We start from the raw sequence: 14,831 nt of genomic DNA, 5'->3' as shown, positions 1-14,831 counted from the left end.
CAACAGGATGATCCGTTTCGCGCATGCAGACCGCTCCCACCGACTCCAAGGCGGCGGCGCTCGCGAAAGCCCAGGCGGCGAGTTCGCTGCAGAACATCTTCCTGACGCTGTTCGCCAACGTCGCCATCGCAACGTCGCTGGCGCTGCTCATCTACCTGCGCGAGGGCAGCACGCCCATCCTGTGGTGGCTGGCTGCAGCCGTGGCCTTTGCCACACTGCGCGCCGGATGGGTCTCGCATCTGAAGTCCTCCGGCAAGATCGAGCGCAATCCCCAGCGCGTGCTGCGCGCGCTGACGGTCATGGCGCTCGCCAGCGGACTGCTGTGGTCCGTGGTGCCGCTTGGCCTGCCGGCGTTCACGCACGCGCATAACGTCAACGACATCGTCTTCATCATGGCCGGCGCCACCACCGGCGCGATCATCCAGAGCCTCGCTTATTCGCCGATGGCCATCGCCTTCGGGGCGCCGCTGATGGCCGCGACCATCCTGCGGATGCTGCTCTCCGGCGGCGATGTCGGCTATGTCGTTGCCGCCGACATCGCGTTCCTGACCGTGATGCTGTTCCGCGCCGCCCGGCTCGGCGAGCGCAACTTCATCGCCAGCCAGAGTACGACGATCGCGGCGACGGAGCTCGCGGAGTCGCTGGCCGCGGCCAACCACACGCTCGAGCGCCTGGTGCGGACGGACTCGCTGACCGGGCTCGCCAATCGCAGCCATTTCCGCAGCATTGCCGGCGCGGCCTGCGCGGCGGGCCAGGGGGTTGCGTTCCTGCTGTTCGACGTCGACAACTTCAAGACCATCAATGACACCCGCGGCCATGATGCGGGCGACCGCGTGCTGCAGACGGTGGCCGCGCTGCTGCGCGCCGCCTGCAGCGAGGATGAGCTGCCGGTCCGGCTCGGCGGCGACGAGTTCATCGTGGTGCTGCAAGGCGCTGACGTCGCTGCCCGCGCGGTTGCGCTGGGCGAGCGGCTGATGAGTGCGCTGCTGCGGCCGGTCCTGATCGCGGGGCAGCCCTTGAGCGTCAGCTGCTCGATCGGCATCGCGGCGCAGCCGGACGGCGCCATCGACCTCGAGGAGCTGTCGGCCCGCGCCGATGCCGCGCTGTATCGCGCCAAGGACGACGGCCGCGCCTGCATGCGGGTGTTCGATGCGCAGATGCAATGTGCGCTCACCCTGCAGCGTCGCCTCGACGCCGAGCTGCCGGCAGCGCTCGCCCGCCGCGAGTTGCACGTCGAATTCCAGCCGCAGGTCGCGATGGCCACCCAGGAGGTGATCGGCTTCGAGGCGCTGCTGCGCTGGGAGCATCCGACCGCCGGCCGCATTCCGCCGCCGGACATCGTCTCCGCGGCGATCCGGCTGCGCCTCGCGGGCCAGCTCACCGAGTTCGTCGGCGAGCGCGTCTGCGCGTTCCTGCGCGCGCTCGACCGCAAGAAGGCGCACGCCATCCGCGTCTCGATCAACGTGTCGCCGCGCGAATTCCCGATCCACTCGCCGGCGCAGACGCTCAAGCTGGTCACCGAGCGCTACGGCGTCGATCCCAAGCGGATCGAGATCGAGGTCACCGAGGAGGCGATGTTCGATCCCAAGCGCTGCGCCGACGAACTGAAGCTGATCGACGAGCATGGCTTCGCGCTCGCGATCGACGATTTCGGCGTCGGCCATTCCTCGATCGCCAACCTGATGGCGGTCGAGATCGACACCATCAAGATCGACCGCTCCTTCATCGACGGCATCGCCGGTAGCCGCCGTGACCAGCAGCTCGTCGCCGCCATCACCGCGGTGGCGCTGCCGCTCGGCCACCGCATCATCGCCGAGGGCGTCGAGCGCGAGGAGGACGCGCAGTGTCTGCGCATGCTCGGCTGCTCCTACGGCCAGGGCTGGCTGTATGGCAAGCCGATGAAGGAGGGCGACGCGATCGCCTGGCTGGTCCGGCACCGCAACGCCGCCGCCACCGTCGAGCCGCTGCCGCGCAGCGCGTGAGTGCATTCCGTCATGGCTGCAGCACATCGACAAGACTCGGGGCAAAGGCGCCGGCCCATGCGGCCGCGATGACGAGGATCAGGCCAGGGATCAGCCGCAGGGCAAAGGACGACCCGCCACTGGTCCAGGCCACCACGATCTTGCTGACCGTGTTCGCCGACAGCGCCGCCAGGATCGGAACCACCGCTTCAGCCGCACTGATCTTGCTGGATGCCACGAGCGTAGCCGCAGCGACCGCGGGCGCATGCGTATCAACGAGGCCGGCGACGGCCGCACTCACCACCAGGCCGGCTTCGCCGAACGCCTCGCGCAACCCCGCTGAGAGCACCAGCACCGCCGAGATCGTCAGCGCCAGCAGCAAGGCCCCCGGCAGGCTGAAAGCGTGTCCGAGCGGCAGCTCCGCCGCGCCGCTCTGCCGCAGCCCGACGATCGTGAAGATCGCGCCGTAGATCACGGCGGCGCCGCCGGCGCACAGCACCGGAACGAGCAATGACTGCAGCGCCGGCAGGCTCGTGGCCGCGAGCACCGCCGCGAGCTGGACGATGGTCGCGACGGTGGACAGCGTCGCCCCGGCCGCCGCCGCGCCGCCGAGCTCCGGCGCCTTGCGCGCCCGCGCGCCCATCGCACCGATCGTGGCGGTGCTGGAGACGAAGCCCGAGGCGAAGCCGGAGACCGCGAGCCCGCCGCGCGCGCCGAGCAGGCGCATCGAGACATGTCCCGCGGCACTGATCGCCATCATCAGCACGACCAGCATCCAGATGCCGCGCGGATTGAGCGCGCCGAACGGACCGATCGGCTGATTTGGCAGCAGCGGCAGCACGACGAGCGTCGCCGCGGCGAAGATCAACCCGTCCTTGAGCTCGCTCTCGCTGAGCACCGAGTGGACGAAGCCGTGCAGCACGGGCCGCGCTGCCAGCAGCACGGCAAGGACGACGGCGACGCCTGCGGCCAAGGCCGGACGCTCGGTCGCGAGGCCGCCGAGCAGCACCGTCAGGATCAGCGCCGTCTCCGATGTCAGACCGGGATCGTCGCTGCGCGAGCGCAGATAGGCGATCGCGACGAGAACGATGATGCCGGCGGCGACGACCGCCAGCAGCAGCTTGCCGCCGGTGAGCATGCTGATCGCGCCCGCCAGCGACGCCGCCGCGAATGTCCGCAGGCCCGCCGCCGAGCGCCCCGGCCCCTCGCCCTTACGACGCTCGCGCTCAAGGCCGATCAGCAGCCCGATGCCGAGCGCTACCACGATCGCGACCATGTCGGGATTGAGGTTCATGACATCCGGCATCGACATGGCCCTGAACGACCCCCGAGCACTCAAGGTGCGACGAAGGCGCTGATGATCATCAGCACACAGGTGATGAGACCGAGCGCGGGAACCCACAACGGCACGCGCACATGGGCGACATCCGATCCGATGCGCCGGACGCGGATGCGCAGCAGACAGAGATTGACAATGGCGAAGATCGTCAGCGTCGCGAGCGAGGTTCCCTCCGCCAGACGCTCCAGCGGGAAGGCCAGCGCGAGCACGGCCACCGCCAGCATCACCAGCCCGGTCGCGATCAGCGGCGTGCGCGTGCGCGGATCGACGCGGCCGGCGATGCGCGGCAGGTCGCCCTGCTCCGCCATGCCGTAGACCACGCGGGCCGTCATCGTCATCTGCGCGAGAACCGTGTTGAGCGTCGACACGATCGCAATCGTGTTGAACGTCGCCGGGCTGATGCCGGCCACGGCGTTGAACACGAGGCTCAGCGGTGCCGGCGAGGCCACCAGCACGCCCGGCGGCACGGCGCTGACCGCGATCGCTGCGATCAGCACATACAGCACGGACGTGATCAGCAGCGTGAGCGCCATCGCCCACGGAATGTTTTGCTGCGGGTTCTTGGCTTCCTCGACGACATTGGCGAGGTCCTCGAAGCCGACGAAGGCGAAGAAGGCGAGCAGGCCCGCGAAGGTGATGCCGGAGAGCACGCCCAGCTCGACGGGCGGCGGCGCCAGCAAGGCCGGCGCGAACGAGATGCCGGAATGAACAGCCGAGACGACGATCCACACCAGTCCGCCGGTCTCGATCAACGTCAGCAGGCCGGCCAGCATCACCGATTCGAGAATGCCCCAGGACGCGACCAGACCAAGCGCGATCACGATCGCCATTGCGATCAATGGCGTCGGCAGATCGATCAGTTGTCGCACGTAGCCGGCGCCGCCGAGCGTCACCGCGGCGGCGGCGATAATGCCGATGGCGAGTCGCAGCGAGCCTGTCGCCGTGGACAGCAGCCGCGACCTGAATGCCGCTCTCACATACGCCGCCTCGCCGGCGCTGACGGGATAGCGGGTCGCAAGCTCGGCGTAGGAGGCGGCGGTGAACGCCATCACGAATGCCGCCAGCGCGAATGCCCAGGAGGAATAGGCTCCGGCATGACCGGCGACGGCGCCGATCAGGACGTAGATCCCGGCGCCGACGGTCACGCCCGTGCCGTAGAGGACGAGCAACGGAAGCCCGAGCCGCCGCCGCAAGCCAGCCGGAGGCACGATTTGAGTTTGCGGCACCACGAGGTCCATTGTTGATCACGACGAGCGGATGATGTTGTAGGGGCTTAGGTGAACGAGCGCGAGTTCTCTTGATTCCGGTCAATCCGGAACACCCACCAGCCCCGGCGGCTGCGGCATTCCGCCACCCCGGCGGCTCATCGCGACGTATCGATGGAGACATGCGTGCGCGCTCTCGCCGCTCAATGAGCTCGAGCTGTGCTGATCGCCCCCCTCTCGAAACGAGAGGGTGCAGGGAAGACCGAGCCTCGACTGAGGCCCGTGGCCCCCGTGCGGAGAAAAGTGCACGGGGCAGGAACCACAGGACCAGCCGGACCGACCCGGCCTTCCCTGCGCGATGGTTGGAACGGCTGCTCCGTGCTCTCCCCGGGGACCGGCTTGTTTGCCCCCGTCGTCAACAACGACGCACGAACGTCGTCGCCAACTTGGCGCCAGCTTCGGGGCGCCAGGACCACACGGCTTGACCGTCCGCGAGCTGCCAGTCGTCTTGCGCTGATGCGCCTGACAGGCCCGCGGCCACCACTCCCCGCCCCTGCGTATCGTGACGACGCGTACGCCCCTCTGCATGGGACAGGATGCGCGCAACATACATGTATTCCGAAAAAGCGAAACTAGAATATTTTCCCCGGGAGGACTGGACAGGGGCGACGGATAGCGTCGGCAAGATCGACCGATTTGCCCGACGGGCAGTCCGAAACAACCTGCGGACGACGGCGTCAACCGATTGCTCGTGGACACACTGCTTCCAACGCGAGCGACAGCGGCATAGGATGCGATCATCCCGCCATCCGGAATATGCACGTGCCTGAATTGGAGCCGATCTACACGACGACCGGCGCCGAGAGCATCGGCCGCTTCGTGGCAGCACGCTACGCGTTGCCCGAGCCTCTCGCGTGCCGCTTGATGAACCGCGGCTTCAACGATGTCTATCTGATCACATCCGCATCCGGCGCGCGCTACGTCTTCCGTCTATCGCATCACCGCGCTCGCGGCCCGGCGGATGTCCGCACCGAGACCGACTTCCTCGCGCATCTCGCGCGCTGCGGCGTGCCGGTTGCCGCCGCCGTCCCGGCGCGCGACGGGACGCTGTTCGCGCATGGCGAGGCGGCAGAAGGCGTGCGCGACGGCGTATTGTTTCACGCGATCGAGGGACGTACGCCGGACGTCGCTTCGCAGAGCGATGCGCGCGCCAACGGCGTGACGCTCGCCCGACTGCACGATGCGGCGATGTCGTATCGACCGGACGCGCCGCTCTACCGGCTGGATCTCGACCATCTGCTGCACCGGCCGCTCGCCCGCATTCAACAGCTCTGCGGTCTGATCGGCGCCCACGACGGCGACTTTCTCCAGGACATCGCGGCTCGCACCGCCACGCGGATCGAGGCGATGCAGGGCCTGACGTGGACGCATTGTCACGGCGACTGCCATGGCTTCAATGCGCGCATCGGCGCCGACGGCACGGCCGTGTTCTTCGATTTTGACGATGGCGGCCCTGGCTATCTGGCCTACGATCTGTCGGTCTTTCTCTGGGCGAAGCTGTCGTTCGGCCGCCGCTTCCATGCGGCGTGGCGCGCCTTCGTCGATGGCTACCGATCGGTCCGCGCGATCTCAACCGCGGATTTCGAGGCCGCGCATGCCTTCGTGATCGTCAGGCACATCTGGCTGATGGGCGAGCAGGCCAGCCGCTCGCCCGAGTGGGGCAGCGAGAACGTCCGCTGGGTGACGCAGCAGCGTGACTTTCTCGAGGGCTGGGAGGCGGAGCACGGTGCGGATCGCCTGCTTTGACCCTGCAGAGAGCGGAGGGATTGAACCGGATCGCTTCGGCCGCCGACGCATGATCCGGTGTCCAGCGTTGCAGGCTTCGATCCTTCACGGGTGTCGGCGATGAGATTAACGCTTCGCAATCCTTCCGCAGCGACCGGAGCCGATCGAGCAGACGTCTGCAGCGGAGGGTTCGAGCCATGACGGAAGCGATCGTTCGGTCCCGCCGGCTTGGAGCCATCGGCTGCGTCGTCGGGCTGCTCGCCCTCGTTGCAGCGATCCTGCCGCACTGGGTGCTGCCGGTGATCGATCCGCCGCCGCCCATCGACAAGGTCATCGTCGACGTCGGGCACCGCATCAAGGACCGGCTGGTGGCGCGCATCAAGGGCGTCGACGACCAGGCGCCTGTGCGCGAGAGATCGTGGACCGCCCGGCTGCGCCAGCAACTGCCCTTGGCCGCGGTGTCGCTCGGCCTGCTCGCGATCATCCTCGGCGTGATCGGCCAGCTCCGTCGCGAGGAGCGGCACATCGCGGCGATGGCGACGACCTTGGGCGGCTGCGCCGTTGCCGTTCAGCTATCCTTCCTGCTGATGGGCGTGCTGGTGCTGATGGCGATCATCTATTTCGTCGCCGATTTCCTTTCACTTTTCTGATGGCGGGATACGCGTGTCCTTGCCGGCCGCGGGCGGATCAGCCGTTGTTGCCGCGCGAGCTCACCACGTCATTGCGAGCGCAGCGAAGCAATCCAGGATAGTGGGCGTGACTCTGGATTGCTTCGCTGCGCTCGCAATGACGGTGAATGGCAAACGATCCGATCAAATGAGCATCCGTGTCCTGAGCGTCACAGCGCGACAGCGATTGATTCCGCACATTGCCAACGGCATCGTGATGTGATTAGTACGCCGCCGGCGTCGAGCATTCCGCTCCGCCAGATAGGAGAGAGACGATGACTGCGATCATCCGTTGCTCCGCCAGGAGCCGCCGGGCCTGATCCTCGCGTGAGACGAGGTGTGGCAAGGCCTGCGTGCGTTCGCGCGCGCTGTTAGTCCCCCACATATCTCCTGATCTCTCCAAGGTACCCACATGGGCAATTCCCATCGCGTGGACGGCCGCGCGCCGGTCCACGGCTTCTACTCGTCCAGCTCCTGGATCGAGGGCGCCGCCGTGCGCCAGCTCGAAACGGTGGCTGATCTCGATGGCGTGCGCGCGGTCGCCGGCCTGCCGGACCTGCATCCCGGCAAGTTCGGTCCGGTCGGCTGCGCCATTCTCGCCGACCATATCCACCCAGCCTTCGTCGGCTCCGACGCCGGCTGCGGCATGGCCTTGTTCGCACTCGATCTCGCCTCACGGCGCATTCGCGTCGACAAGGCGGCCGACCGGCTGCGCGACATCGCCAAGCCCTATGACGGCGACATCGCAGGCGTGCTGGCCACGCATGGGCTGGCATCGTCCGACTTCGATGCGTCGCTCGGCACCATCGGCGGCGGCAATCACTTCTGTGAGTTGCAGGCTGTCGATGAGGTGTTCGATGACACCGCCGGAATCGATCGCGATCGCGCCTACCTGCTGGTGCATTCGGGCTCGCGCGGTCTCGGCCATGCGCTGCTCGAACGGCACGTGGTGGACGGGCTGAGGCCGCTCGCGCCTGACAGCGCGGATGGCCAGGCCTATCTCGCTGCACACGATCATGCGCTGCGCTGGGCTCAGCTCAACCGAAGCCTCATTGCGCGGCGTGCGGCATCGGCACTGCGCTGCGAGGCCGATCCGGTCTGCGAGTGTTCGCACAATTGCGTGGTCCATCGCAGCGAGGGCGTGCTGCACCGGAAGGGCGCGGCGCCATCCGACCAGGGCCTCGTCGTCGTGCCGGGCTCGCGCGGCGCGCTGTCCTATCTGGTCGCGCCGCTCGCCACGGCGCCGAAGGAGGCGCTGTGGTCGATCGCGCATGGCGCCGGCCGCAAGTTCGACCGGTCGTCGATGATCGGCCGGGTCGGCGCCACCAGATCGGATCGCGAGCGACTGGCGCGCAATCCATTCGGCGGCCGCGTGATCTGCGAGGACCGCGCGCTGCTCGCGGAGGAAGCGCCGGAGGCCTACAAGTCGATCGCGGGCGTGATCGCCGATCTGGAGTCCTTTGGACTTGCGCGCGTCGTCGCCAGCTTCCGGCCGCTGGTGACGGTGAAGAAGATCGCCACCGAGCGGCGGTCCAAGGAGGACCGCCGATGAGACGGCTGCTCCTCACCTCGGGACGCGGTCCGGCGGAATGCCGGATCGCCGTCGCGCATGCGCTCACGCGGCTCGCGGTCGAAGCCGAGACTGCGGACTCCGACTGTGCGATCGCGCGAGCCGACGCGGATCGTCACGGCCCCGCCAGCGCTGTTGTCGTGCTGGACGGCCCGGCCGCAGACACCATCGCGCAACGCTGGACGCAGGGCTCGGTGCTCTGGGTGTGCCGCAGTCCGCTGCGGCCGCATCACGGGCGCAAGAACTGGTTCGTCGGCGTGGTCGATCTGCCGTTGCCGCAAATGGTGCCGGCATTGGCGGCGGCCGACATCAGGTTCGAGAGCTTTCGCGCCGGCGGCCCGGGCGGCCAGCACCAGAACAAGACCGAGAGCGCGGTGCGCGCCGTGCATCTGCCGAGCGGCCTCGCCGCGATCGCGCGCGACGGCCGCTCCCAGCATCGCAACAAGGCCGTGGCGCTTGCGCGCCTTGCGGCGTTGCTGGACGGGCAAGCCCGCCTGAACGAGGCCGGCGAGGCGCGCCTGAGACAAGCCGCGCACGACCGTGTCGAACGCGGCGCAGCCGGTCTGCGCTTCGAGGGACCGGCGTTCAGGCCAGCAGGGTGACCGAGGAGCGGCCAGGGAACGATCCTTCCTGGCCGCCCCACGCGCGCGAACACCTGCGCCCCCTCGCTTACGGGCTAGCTCCTTGGAAGGCGAGAATTTTGCGCTCGTCTGTCTCCACGTCGTCATGGCCGGGCTTGTCCCGGCCATCCACGTTGTTCGGCGTACCGGGAACGACGTGGATGCCCGGGCCTTCGCCGCGACGAAGCGGCTTCGGCCGCGCAGGCGGGTCAAGCCCGGGCATGACGGAGAAACTAACTCGCAGCTTTCTTCGTGGCGCTGACTCTTAGCGAGCCACAAGCAGCCGAACTAATCGCCGGATCATTGGACCGTTTCGATGTGTGCGGCTATCATCTAACAAGAACGGCCAAATGTTCAATTAATGAACGAAATAATCTGGAGGATGGAATGGTCTGCAGATCAACGGCCCTCGCGATGCTCGGTGCGGGATTCCTGTTCGCGGGCCTAGCGCCTGCCATCGCCCAGCAGGCGGAGGTCAACGCGCCCGATCTCGTCGTCGTCAACGGCAAGGTTCTCACCCTCGACGAGCAATCCAGCGTGACCGAGGCGATCGCCGTCCGCGACGGCAAGATTCTCGCGGTCGGAAGCAGCGCATCGATGCGGGCGCTCGCCGGAGCGCGCACGCAGGTGCTCGATGTCGCGGGCAAGACCGTCGTTCCGGGTTTGATCGATACGCATGCGCACTTCAAGGCGGCCGGACTTGGCGACTACGTCGTCATCATGGGCCGGGCGAAGACGGTCGCGGAGGCGCTCGAGGCCATCAAGGCGTTCGTGGCGAAGAAGAAGCCGGGCGAGTGGATCGTCGGCGGCGCGTGGCACCCGCCGTCACAACTCGCCGAGAAGCGCTATCTGACGCGGCAGGAGATCGACAGCGTCGCGCCTGACAATCCGGTCTACCTGCGCACCGTCGGGCATTTCTCGATGGCGAACTCGATGGCCTTGCAGAAGGCCGGCGTCGACAAGACCACCGCGAACCCGGACGGAGGCTCGTTCGAGCGCGACGCGGCCGGCGAACTGACCGGCCTGCTCGTGGAGACCGCGATCGAGCGGGTCGAGAAGGCCGTTCCGCCGTGGACCGAAGACGATGAAATCAGACAGTTCACGCTTGCCGAGCGCGCGCTGAACAGTTTTGGCATCACGAGCGTCGTCGAAGGCGCGACGGAAGCGCGCGACATCCGCACCTTGCAGAAGCTCGCCGCGTCCGGACAGGCGACGCTGCGGACGGGATTGATGTACAGGCCGGAGCCGCCCGCTGATCTCAACGCCTGGGACGCGATCCTGTCGGGGAATGGCGTGTCGTCGGGATTCGGCGACGACTGGGTGAGGTTTGCCGGCATCAAGATCTTCTACGATGGCGGCATGACGCTGAAGACGGCGCTGATGCGCGACGTCTACCCGGACTCCCACGACAACTACCATGGCATCGCGCAGCAGACGCCCGAGCGGCTGGCGCAACTCGTCGCGATCTGCAATCGCAACGGCTGGCGGGTCGGCGTGCATGTCGTCGGCGATCTCGGCATCGACCAGGTGCTCGACGCCTTCGAGGCCGCCGACAAGGAAAAGTCGATCCGGGATCGTCGGTTCGTGCTGATCCATGCGAGCCTGATCAGGCCCGAGCAGATGGAGCGCGCGCGCAAGCTGGGGCTCAGGGTGGATTTCCAGAACGTCTTCATGTGGGACAAGGCCGCGACCGTCGAGCGCTTCCTGGGGCGGCCGACAGCCGATCGCGCCGTGCCGACAAAAACCCTGATCGAGACGATGGGGCTCGACAATCTCGGCGCCGGATCCGACTTTCCCGTCAACCCGATCAACCCGTTCCTCAACATGTACATCATGGTGACGCGGAAGGATCCGAGCGGCAAGGTCTACGGCGCGGCGGAGGCGATCAGCCGCGAACAGGCGCTTCGGCTCTACACCTCGGCGGCGTCGCGCGACACGTTCGACGAAACGCGCAAGGGGACGATCCAGCCGGGCCGGCTCGCCGATCTCACGGTGCTGTCGGCGGACTACATGACCGTGCCGGACGAGCAGATCAAGGACATCAAGGCGGACATCACGCTCGTCGGAGGCAAGATCGTCTTTCAGCGCTGACGGGCGCTGTTCGCGCCGGGATGAAGGAACAAGGAGAGTGGGGCCGGCATCTTCTCTGACTTGCACCGGCCATCCAACTCGACGATCGGACTTTTGCGCTCGTCTGTCTCCCCGTCGTCATGGCCGGGCTTGTCCCGGCCATCCACGTCGTTCGGCGCCCTGGGAACGACGTGGATGCCCGGGTCAAGCCCGGGCATGACGGAGAAACTAACTGGCAGCATCCTTCGTGGCGATGCCCCCTATTCCCTTATGCCATGGTCGAGGAAGCGGCCCGTGGCCTTTGCGCGGCGAACGAGCCATGCGCCACCTGAGGCATCTTCATGCCCATCATGCCTCACATTCGCACATGACATTGCGCTGCGAAACGGCTAAGCGGTCCGCCCTCCCCGGGACATGAAACGAGACGAGCATGGCGGCAGCGGCCCATTGCGGCATCGACTTCGGCACTTCGAACACGACGGTCGGCCTCAGCGATCACGCCTCCGCAGAGCTCATCCCGCTGGAGGGCGAGCAGCGGACGTTGCCGAGCGCGATGTTCTTCGATTTCGAGGATCACGGCGTGCAGTTCGGCCGCGCGGCGATCGAGCGCTATCTCACCGGCCATGACGGCCGCTTCATGCGCGCGCTGAAGAGCATTTTGGGCACCGCGCTGATCCACGAGAAGACCTATATCAGGCAGAAGGCGGTGCCGTTCTCCGGCATTCTCGGCTTCTTCTTCGCGCATCTCAAGACGCAGATCGAGTCGCGGCTCGGCCACGAGGTCAGCCAGGTCGTGCTCGGCCGCCCCGTGCGCTTCGTCGACAAGGACGACGCCGCCGATGCCGAGGCCCAGGCCGCGCTGGAACAGATCGCGCGTGACCAGGGCTTCAAGCACATCGCCTTCCAGTACGAACCGATCGCGGCCGCGCTCGATTACGAGCAGCAGGTGAACGGCGAGGAGCTGGTGCTGATCGTCGACATCGGCGGCGGCACCTCGGACTTCTCGATCGTGCGCGTCTCGCCGGATCGGCGCGGCAAGGCTGACCGCGAGGACGACATCCTCGCCAATGGCGGCATCCACATCGGCGGCACCGATTTCGACCGGCTGCTCAGCCTGAAAAGCGTGATGCCGCATCTCGGCTATGGCAGCCGGACCGCCGACGGCAAGCGCGAGCTGCCGACGGCGTACTACCACGAGCTTGCGACCTGGCACCGCATCAACCAGCTCTACAAGAAAGGCGTGATCCACGAGCTGCGCCAGATCCGCTACGAGGCCGAGCGGCGCGACCTTGTCGACCGTTTCATCAAGGTGGTGGAGGAGCATCGCGGCCATACGCTCGCGATCGGCGTCGAGCAGGCCAAGATCGCGCTGACGGCGGCGAAGTCGCTCACCTCGGTGCTGTCGGAGAAGGACGAGTGGGCGCGCATCAAGTTCACGCGCAAGGATTTCGACCGCGCGATTGCCGATTCCGTCGCGCGCGTCGTGCGGACCGTCACGACGCTGCTCGAGGATGCCGACGTCGAGGCCACCGCGATCAACACGATCTTCCTCACCGGCGGCTCGAGCATGGTGCCGGCGTTGCGCGAGGCGGTGCTGGCGCTGTTTCCTGATGCGCGGGTGGCGGAGACCGATCTGCTCGGCAGCGTCGGCCTCGGGCTCGCGCTCGATGCGCGGCGCAAGTTCGGCTGAAGGGGCCGCTCATTCGGGGGAGGCGGTTGCGGCGGACCGTGCGGGCCGCTTCGGCGCGCTTGGAAGCTGGGATCGCGTCGCTGGACGCGGCGCGGCCGACGCCGGGTCAACACCACTGACGACAGCGGGCTTTGCGCGAACAGCTCGGGTAGCAGCCGCTTCGATCCGTCCCGGCGCTCCGGCCCGGATGATGCCCCATGGGCCCGCATTGGCGGGAGATGGCGCAGATCCCGCGCCGGTTCGCCTCGCGCGCTGGGTCCGCGGCAGCTCGGCACGCGGCGCCGGCGCATTGGCGACCTCGGCAGGCGGGGCCGCGAGGAAAATGGCGTCCGTCACGGCCGGCTCAGCCTGCGCACTGACAGCGAGCGCCAGATCGGGTTCGGCGGCAGGAGCGACCGCCGCCGGCGATGCGGCTTGCGGCGGAGCTGCGTCGACGATCTGCTCGTCAGGCAAGGCCGCAACCGCGGGCGCTATCGTCGGAGCAGCCTCGCGCAGCGCGCCGCTGGTATCGTCGGCCAGCCCGCGAAACATATGGCTCGGCAGCAGACACCCGGCCACCGTCACGGCGACGGCCACGCTCCGGCCAAGCCCAAGCTTCATGGATTGAGCCGGGGCGGGCAGCGCGCAGCCCGCCCGCCAAGCGATATCGACGCCGGCCACCGCAATGAACGCCGCGAGACCGAGGCTGCCGCCGACCATCGGCAGAACCGTCGAAGCCTGGACCAGAACCACGGTGAGGGTCAGCGCGGCCAAGATCGGCTGCAGCCGTCCCGACAGCCGCTGCGGCGAAGACATGCCGAGAAAACATCCTGCATAATAAGCGTCGACGAGACAGCGCTGGTCGGACCAAAGCGCCTGGATGACCACCATTCCGGCAAATGCCAGGGTGGCCGAGACGAAGGTGCGGGCTGCCCGCCCCGCGTCTGCAACATGCGGAAGCCGTTGGATCGAGAGGGTCAGGTACGTCCCGACCAGACAGGCCGCGAGAATCCCGAGCGAGCCGTCGAGCTCCTGATCGAACTGGTTCAGGTACGCCAGGTGCAGCGTTCCACCTTGCCCGGCGAGCCACGGCCCGAGCGTGACGAACAGCAGCGATCCAAGCGCAGCCAGCACGCCCAATCGTCCGCCATAGCCCTCCAACAGCACGATACGCCGCTGGATCTCGATCGCCGTGAAGATGCAGAAGAGCAGGCCGCAGAAGATCGACAGCAGATAAATCGAGGCTTCCTGAGGCAGTCCCGTGCGAGCGACGCTGTCACTGAGCTGCCCGATCGGCGTCATGCCGCTGAAGCTGCCGCCATAGACCGAGGAGGAGAATATGGTCGCGGCAAGATTGCCGGGCGACGCAAGGACCAGCCCGGCGCACAGCACCACCGTCACCGCCGCCGAGGCGAGCGCGGGCGGCAGGCCCCACGCGCTCACATGCAAGGTCGCGAGGCAGCCGAGAAAAGCGCCGGCAAAGGACACGAGCAGCGCGACAGAAAGATCGGAACGCCGCGGCTGAGGACGCGGCACGAACACGACCGGCAGGCTTGTTCGCCCTGGCGCGCCATCAGAGGCCTGCTGCATCATCTGCGAACCACCCCCATGTGGATCGAACGCGCCCCTCGTCTCGACCTGACGCCGGACGAGCCCCGCTAAGCGCCGCGCTGTGCACGATGGAGTGAAAACATGGCGAAACGCGCGCGAACATGTGGCGGTGGCGGGTTATCGCCGCAAAAAGGCTTATCGTTCGCCGTCACGGCCCCGCCGCGGTCGACGGATCCGGACGCCACTCCGGCGCGGGCGGTACCTCCTGCCGGGCGACGATCCGCGGCCGTGCGCCCGGCTGTGGCACCACATGGCTCTGGCTGCGCTTGGCCGGCACGGCTGGCGCTGCCGTCTGGCCGTAACGGATGACGCGCCGGGGTGGCTCCGCCAGGG

Annotated in this window: 10 protein-coding genes and 1 pseudogene; 7 read left to right on the top strand and 4 right to left on the bottom strand. The window is 67.6% G+C overall.

Features of this window, described 5'->3' with window-relative positions; translation table 11 throughout:
• The first annotated feature begins 23 nt into the window (after positions 1 to 23).
• The gene (locus tag BRAO375_RS00985) at positions 24 to 1,982 is read left to right on the top strand and encodes a putative bifunctional diguanylate cyclase/phosphodiesterase (protein WP_009025577.1); all 1,959 of its coding nucleotides are present in this window, start codon (positions 24 to 26) and stop codon (positions 1,980 to 1,982) included.
• A gap of 10 nt (positions 1,983 to 1,992) precedes the next feature.
• On the opposite strand, the gene BRAO375_RS00980 is transcribed toward BRAO375_RS00985, so the two are convergent.
• Positions 1,993 to 3,273 (bottom strand): MgtC/SapB family protein, encoded by a 1,281-nt coding sequence (locus BRAO375_RS00980; RefSeq protein WP_083842413.1) that lies wholly within the window; start codon positions 3,271 to 3,273, stop codon positions 1,993 to 1,995.
• 23 nt (positions 3,274 to 3,296) lie between these two features.
• On the bottom strand, positions 3,297 to 4,526 hold the full coding sequence (locus BRAO375_RS00975) for an APC family permease (RefSeq protein ID WP_244423089.1): 1,230 nt from the start codon (positions 4,524 to 4,526) through the stop codon (positions 3,297 to 3,299).
• 801 nt (positions 4,527 to 5,327) lie between these two features.
• Between BRAO375_RS00975 and BRAO375_RS00970 the strand changes: the two genes are divergently transcribed.
• The 6 genes from BRAO375_RS00970 to BRAO375_RS00940 all read left to right on the top strand — a co-directional run bounded on the left by BRAO375_RS00970 (position 5,328) and on the right by BRAO375_RS00940 (position 12,908).
• Complete coding sequence (locus BRAO375_RS00970; RefSeq protein ID WP_009025573.1) at positions 5,328 to 6,311, top strand: phosphotransferase enzyme family protein; 984 nt, start codon at positions 5,328 to 5,330, stop codon at positions 6,309 to 6,311.
• 176 nt (positions 6,312 to 6,487) lie between these two features.
• Complete coding sequence (gene yidI / locus BRAO375_RS00965) at positions 6,488 to 6,940, top strand: inner membrane protein YidI (protein WP_009025572.1); 453 nt, start codon at positions 6,488 to 6,490, stop codon at positions 6,938 to 6,940.
• Positions 6,941 to 7,370: 430 nt separating this feature from the next.
• Positions 7,371 to 8,510: an RNA ligase RtcB family protein gene (locus BRAO375_RS00960; RefSeq protein ID WP_009025571.1), complete on the top strand. Its 1,140-nt coding sequence runs from the start codon at positions 7,371 to 7,373 to the stop codon at positions 8,508 to 8,510.
• Positions 8,507 to 9,130 carry a peptide chain release factor H gene (gene prfH / locus BRAO375_RS00955; protein WP_009025570.1) on the top strand — a complete coding sequence of 208 codons (624 nt, stop codon included), beginning with the start codon at positions 8,507 to 8,509 and terminating at the stop codon, positions 9,128 to 9,130. The genes BRAO375_RS00960 and prfH overlap by 4 nt, the downstream gene beginning before the upstream one ends.
• A gap of 405 nt (positions 9,131 to 9,535) precedes the next feature.
• Positions 9,536 to 11,239 carry an amidohydrolase gene (locus tag BRAO375_RS00950; RefSeq protein ID WP_009025568.1) on the top strand — a complete coding sequence of 568 codons (1,704 nt, stop codon included), beginning with the start codon at positions 9,536 to 9,538 and terminating at the stop codon, positions 11,237 to 11,239.
• 409 nt (positions 11,240 to 11,648) lie between these two features.
• A complete protein-coding gene (locus BRAO375_RS00940; RefSeq protein ID WP_009025566.1) occupies positions 11,649 to 12,908 on the top strand; it encodes an Hsp70 family protein in 1,260 nt (419 codons plus the stop codon).
• Positions 12,909 to 12,917: 9 nt separating this feature from the next.
• Here the strand turns inward: BRAO375_RS00940 and BRAO375_RS00935 are convergent, their stop codons facing one another.
• Positions 12,918 to 14,477 (bottom strand): hypothetical protein, encoded by a 1,560-nt coding sequence (locus BRAO375_RS00935; RefSeq protein WP_009025565.1) that lies wholly within the window; start codon positions 14,475 to 14,477, stop codon positions 12,918 to 12,920.
• Between the two features lie 169 nt (positions 14,478 to 14,646).
• Positions 14,647 to 14,831: pseudogene (locus BRAO375_RS38325) on the bottom strand (hypothetical protein); the annotation flags it as partial.

Source organism: Bradyrhizobium sp. ORS 375, from assembly GCF_000239775.1.
Classification (GTDB): domain Bacteria; phylum Pseudomonadota; class Alphaproteobacteria; order Rhizobiales; family Xanthobacteraceae; genus Bradyrhizobium.
This window is presented reverse-complemented; position numbering and strand designations above follow the sequence as displayed.

Bases quoted from the DNA above. Each gene is read 5' to 3' on its own strand.
- BRAO375_RS00985 (WP_009025577.1), top strand. From the start codon at position 24: ATGCAGACCGCTCCCACCGACTCCAAGGCGGCGGCGCTCGCGAAAGCC.
- BRAO375_RS00980 (WP_083842413.1), bottom strand. From the start codon at position 3,273: ATGTCGATGCCGGATGTCATGAACCTCAATCCCGACATGGTCGCGATC.
- yidI (WP_009025572.1), top strand. From the start codon at position 6,488: ATGACGGAAGCGATCGTTCGGTCCCGCCGGCTTGGAGCCATCGGCTGC.
- BRAO375_RS00960 (WP_009025571.1), top strand. From the start codon at position 7,371: ATGGGCAATTCCCATCGCGTGGACGGCCGCGCGCCGGTCCACGGCTTC.
- prfH (WP_009025570.1), top strand. From the start codon at position 8,507: ATGAGACGGCTGCTCCTCACCTCGGGACGCGGTCCGGCGGAATGCCGG.
- BRAO375_RS00950 (WP_009025568.1), top strand. From the start codon at position 9,536: ATGGTCTGCAGATCAACGGCCCTCGCGATGCTCGGTGCGGGATTCCTG.
- BRAO375_RS00940 (WP_009025566.1), top strand. From the start codon at position 11,649: ATGGCGGCAGCGGCCCATTGCGGCATCGACTTCGGCACTTCGAACACG.
- BRAO375_RS00935 (WP_009025565.1), bottom strand. From the start codon at position 14,477: ATGCAGCAGGCCTCTGATGGCGCGCCAGGGCGAACAAGCCTGCCGGTC.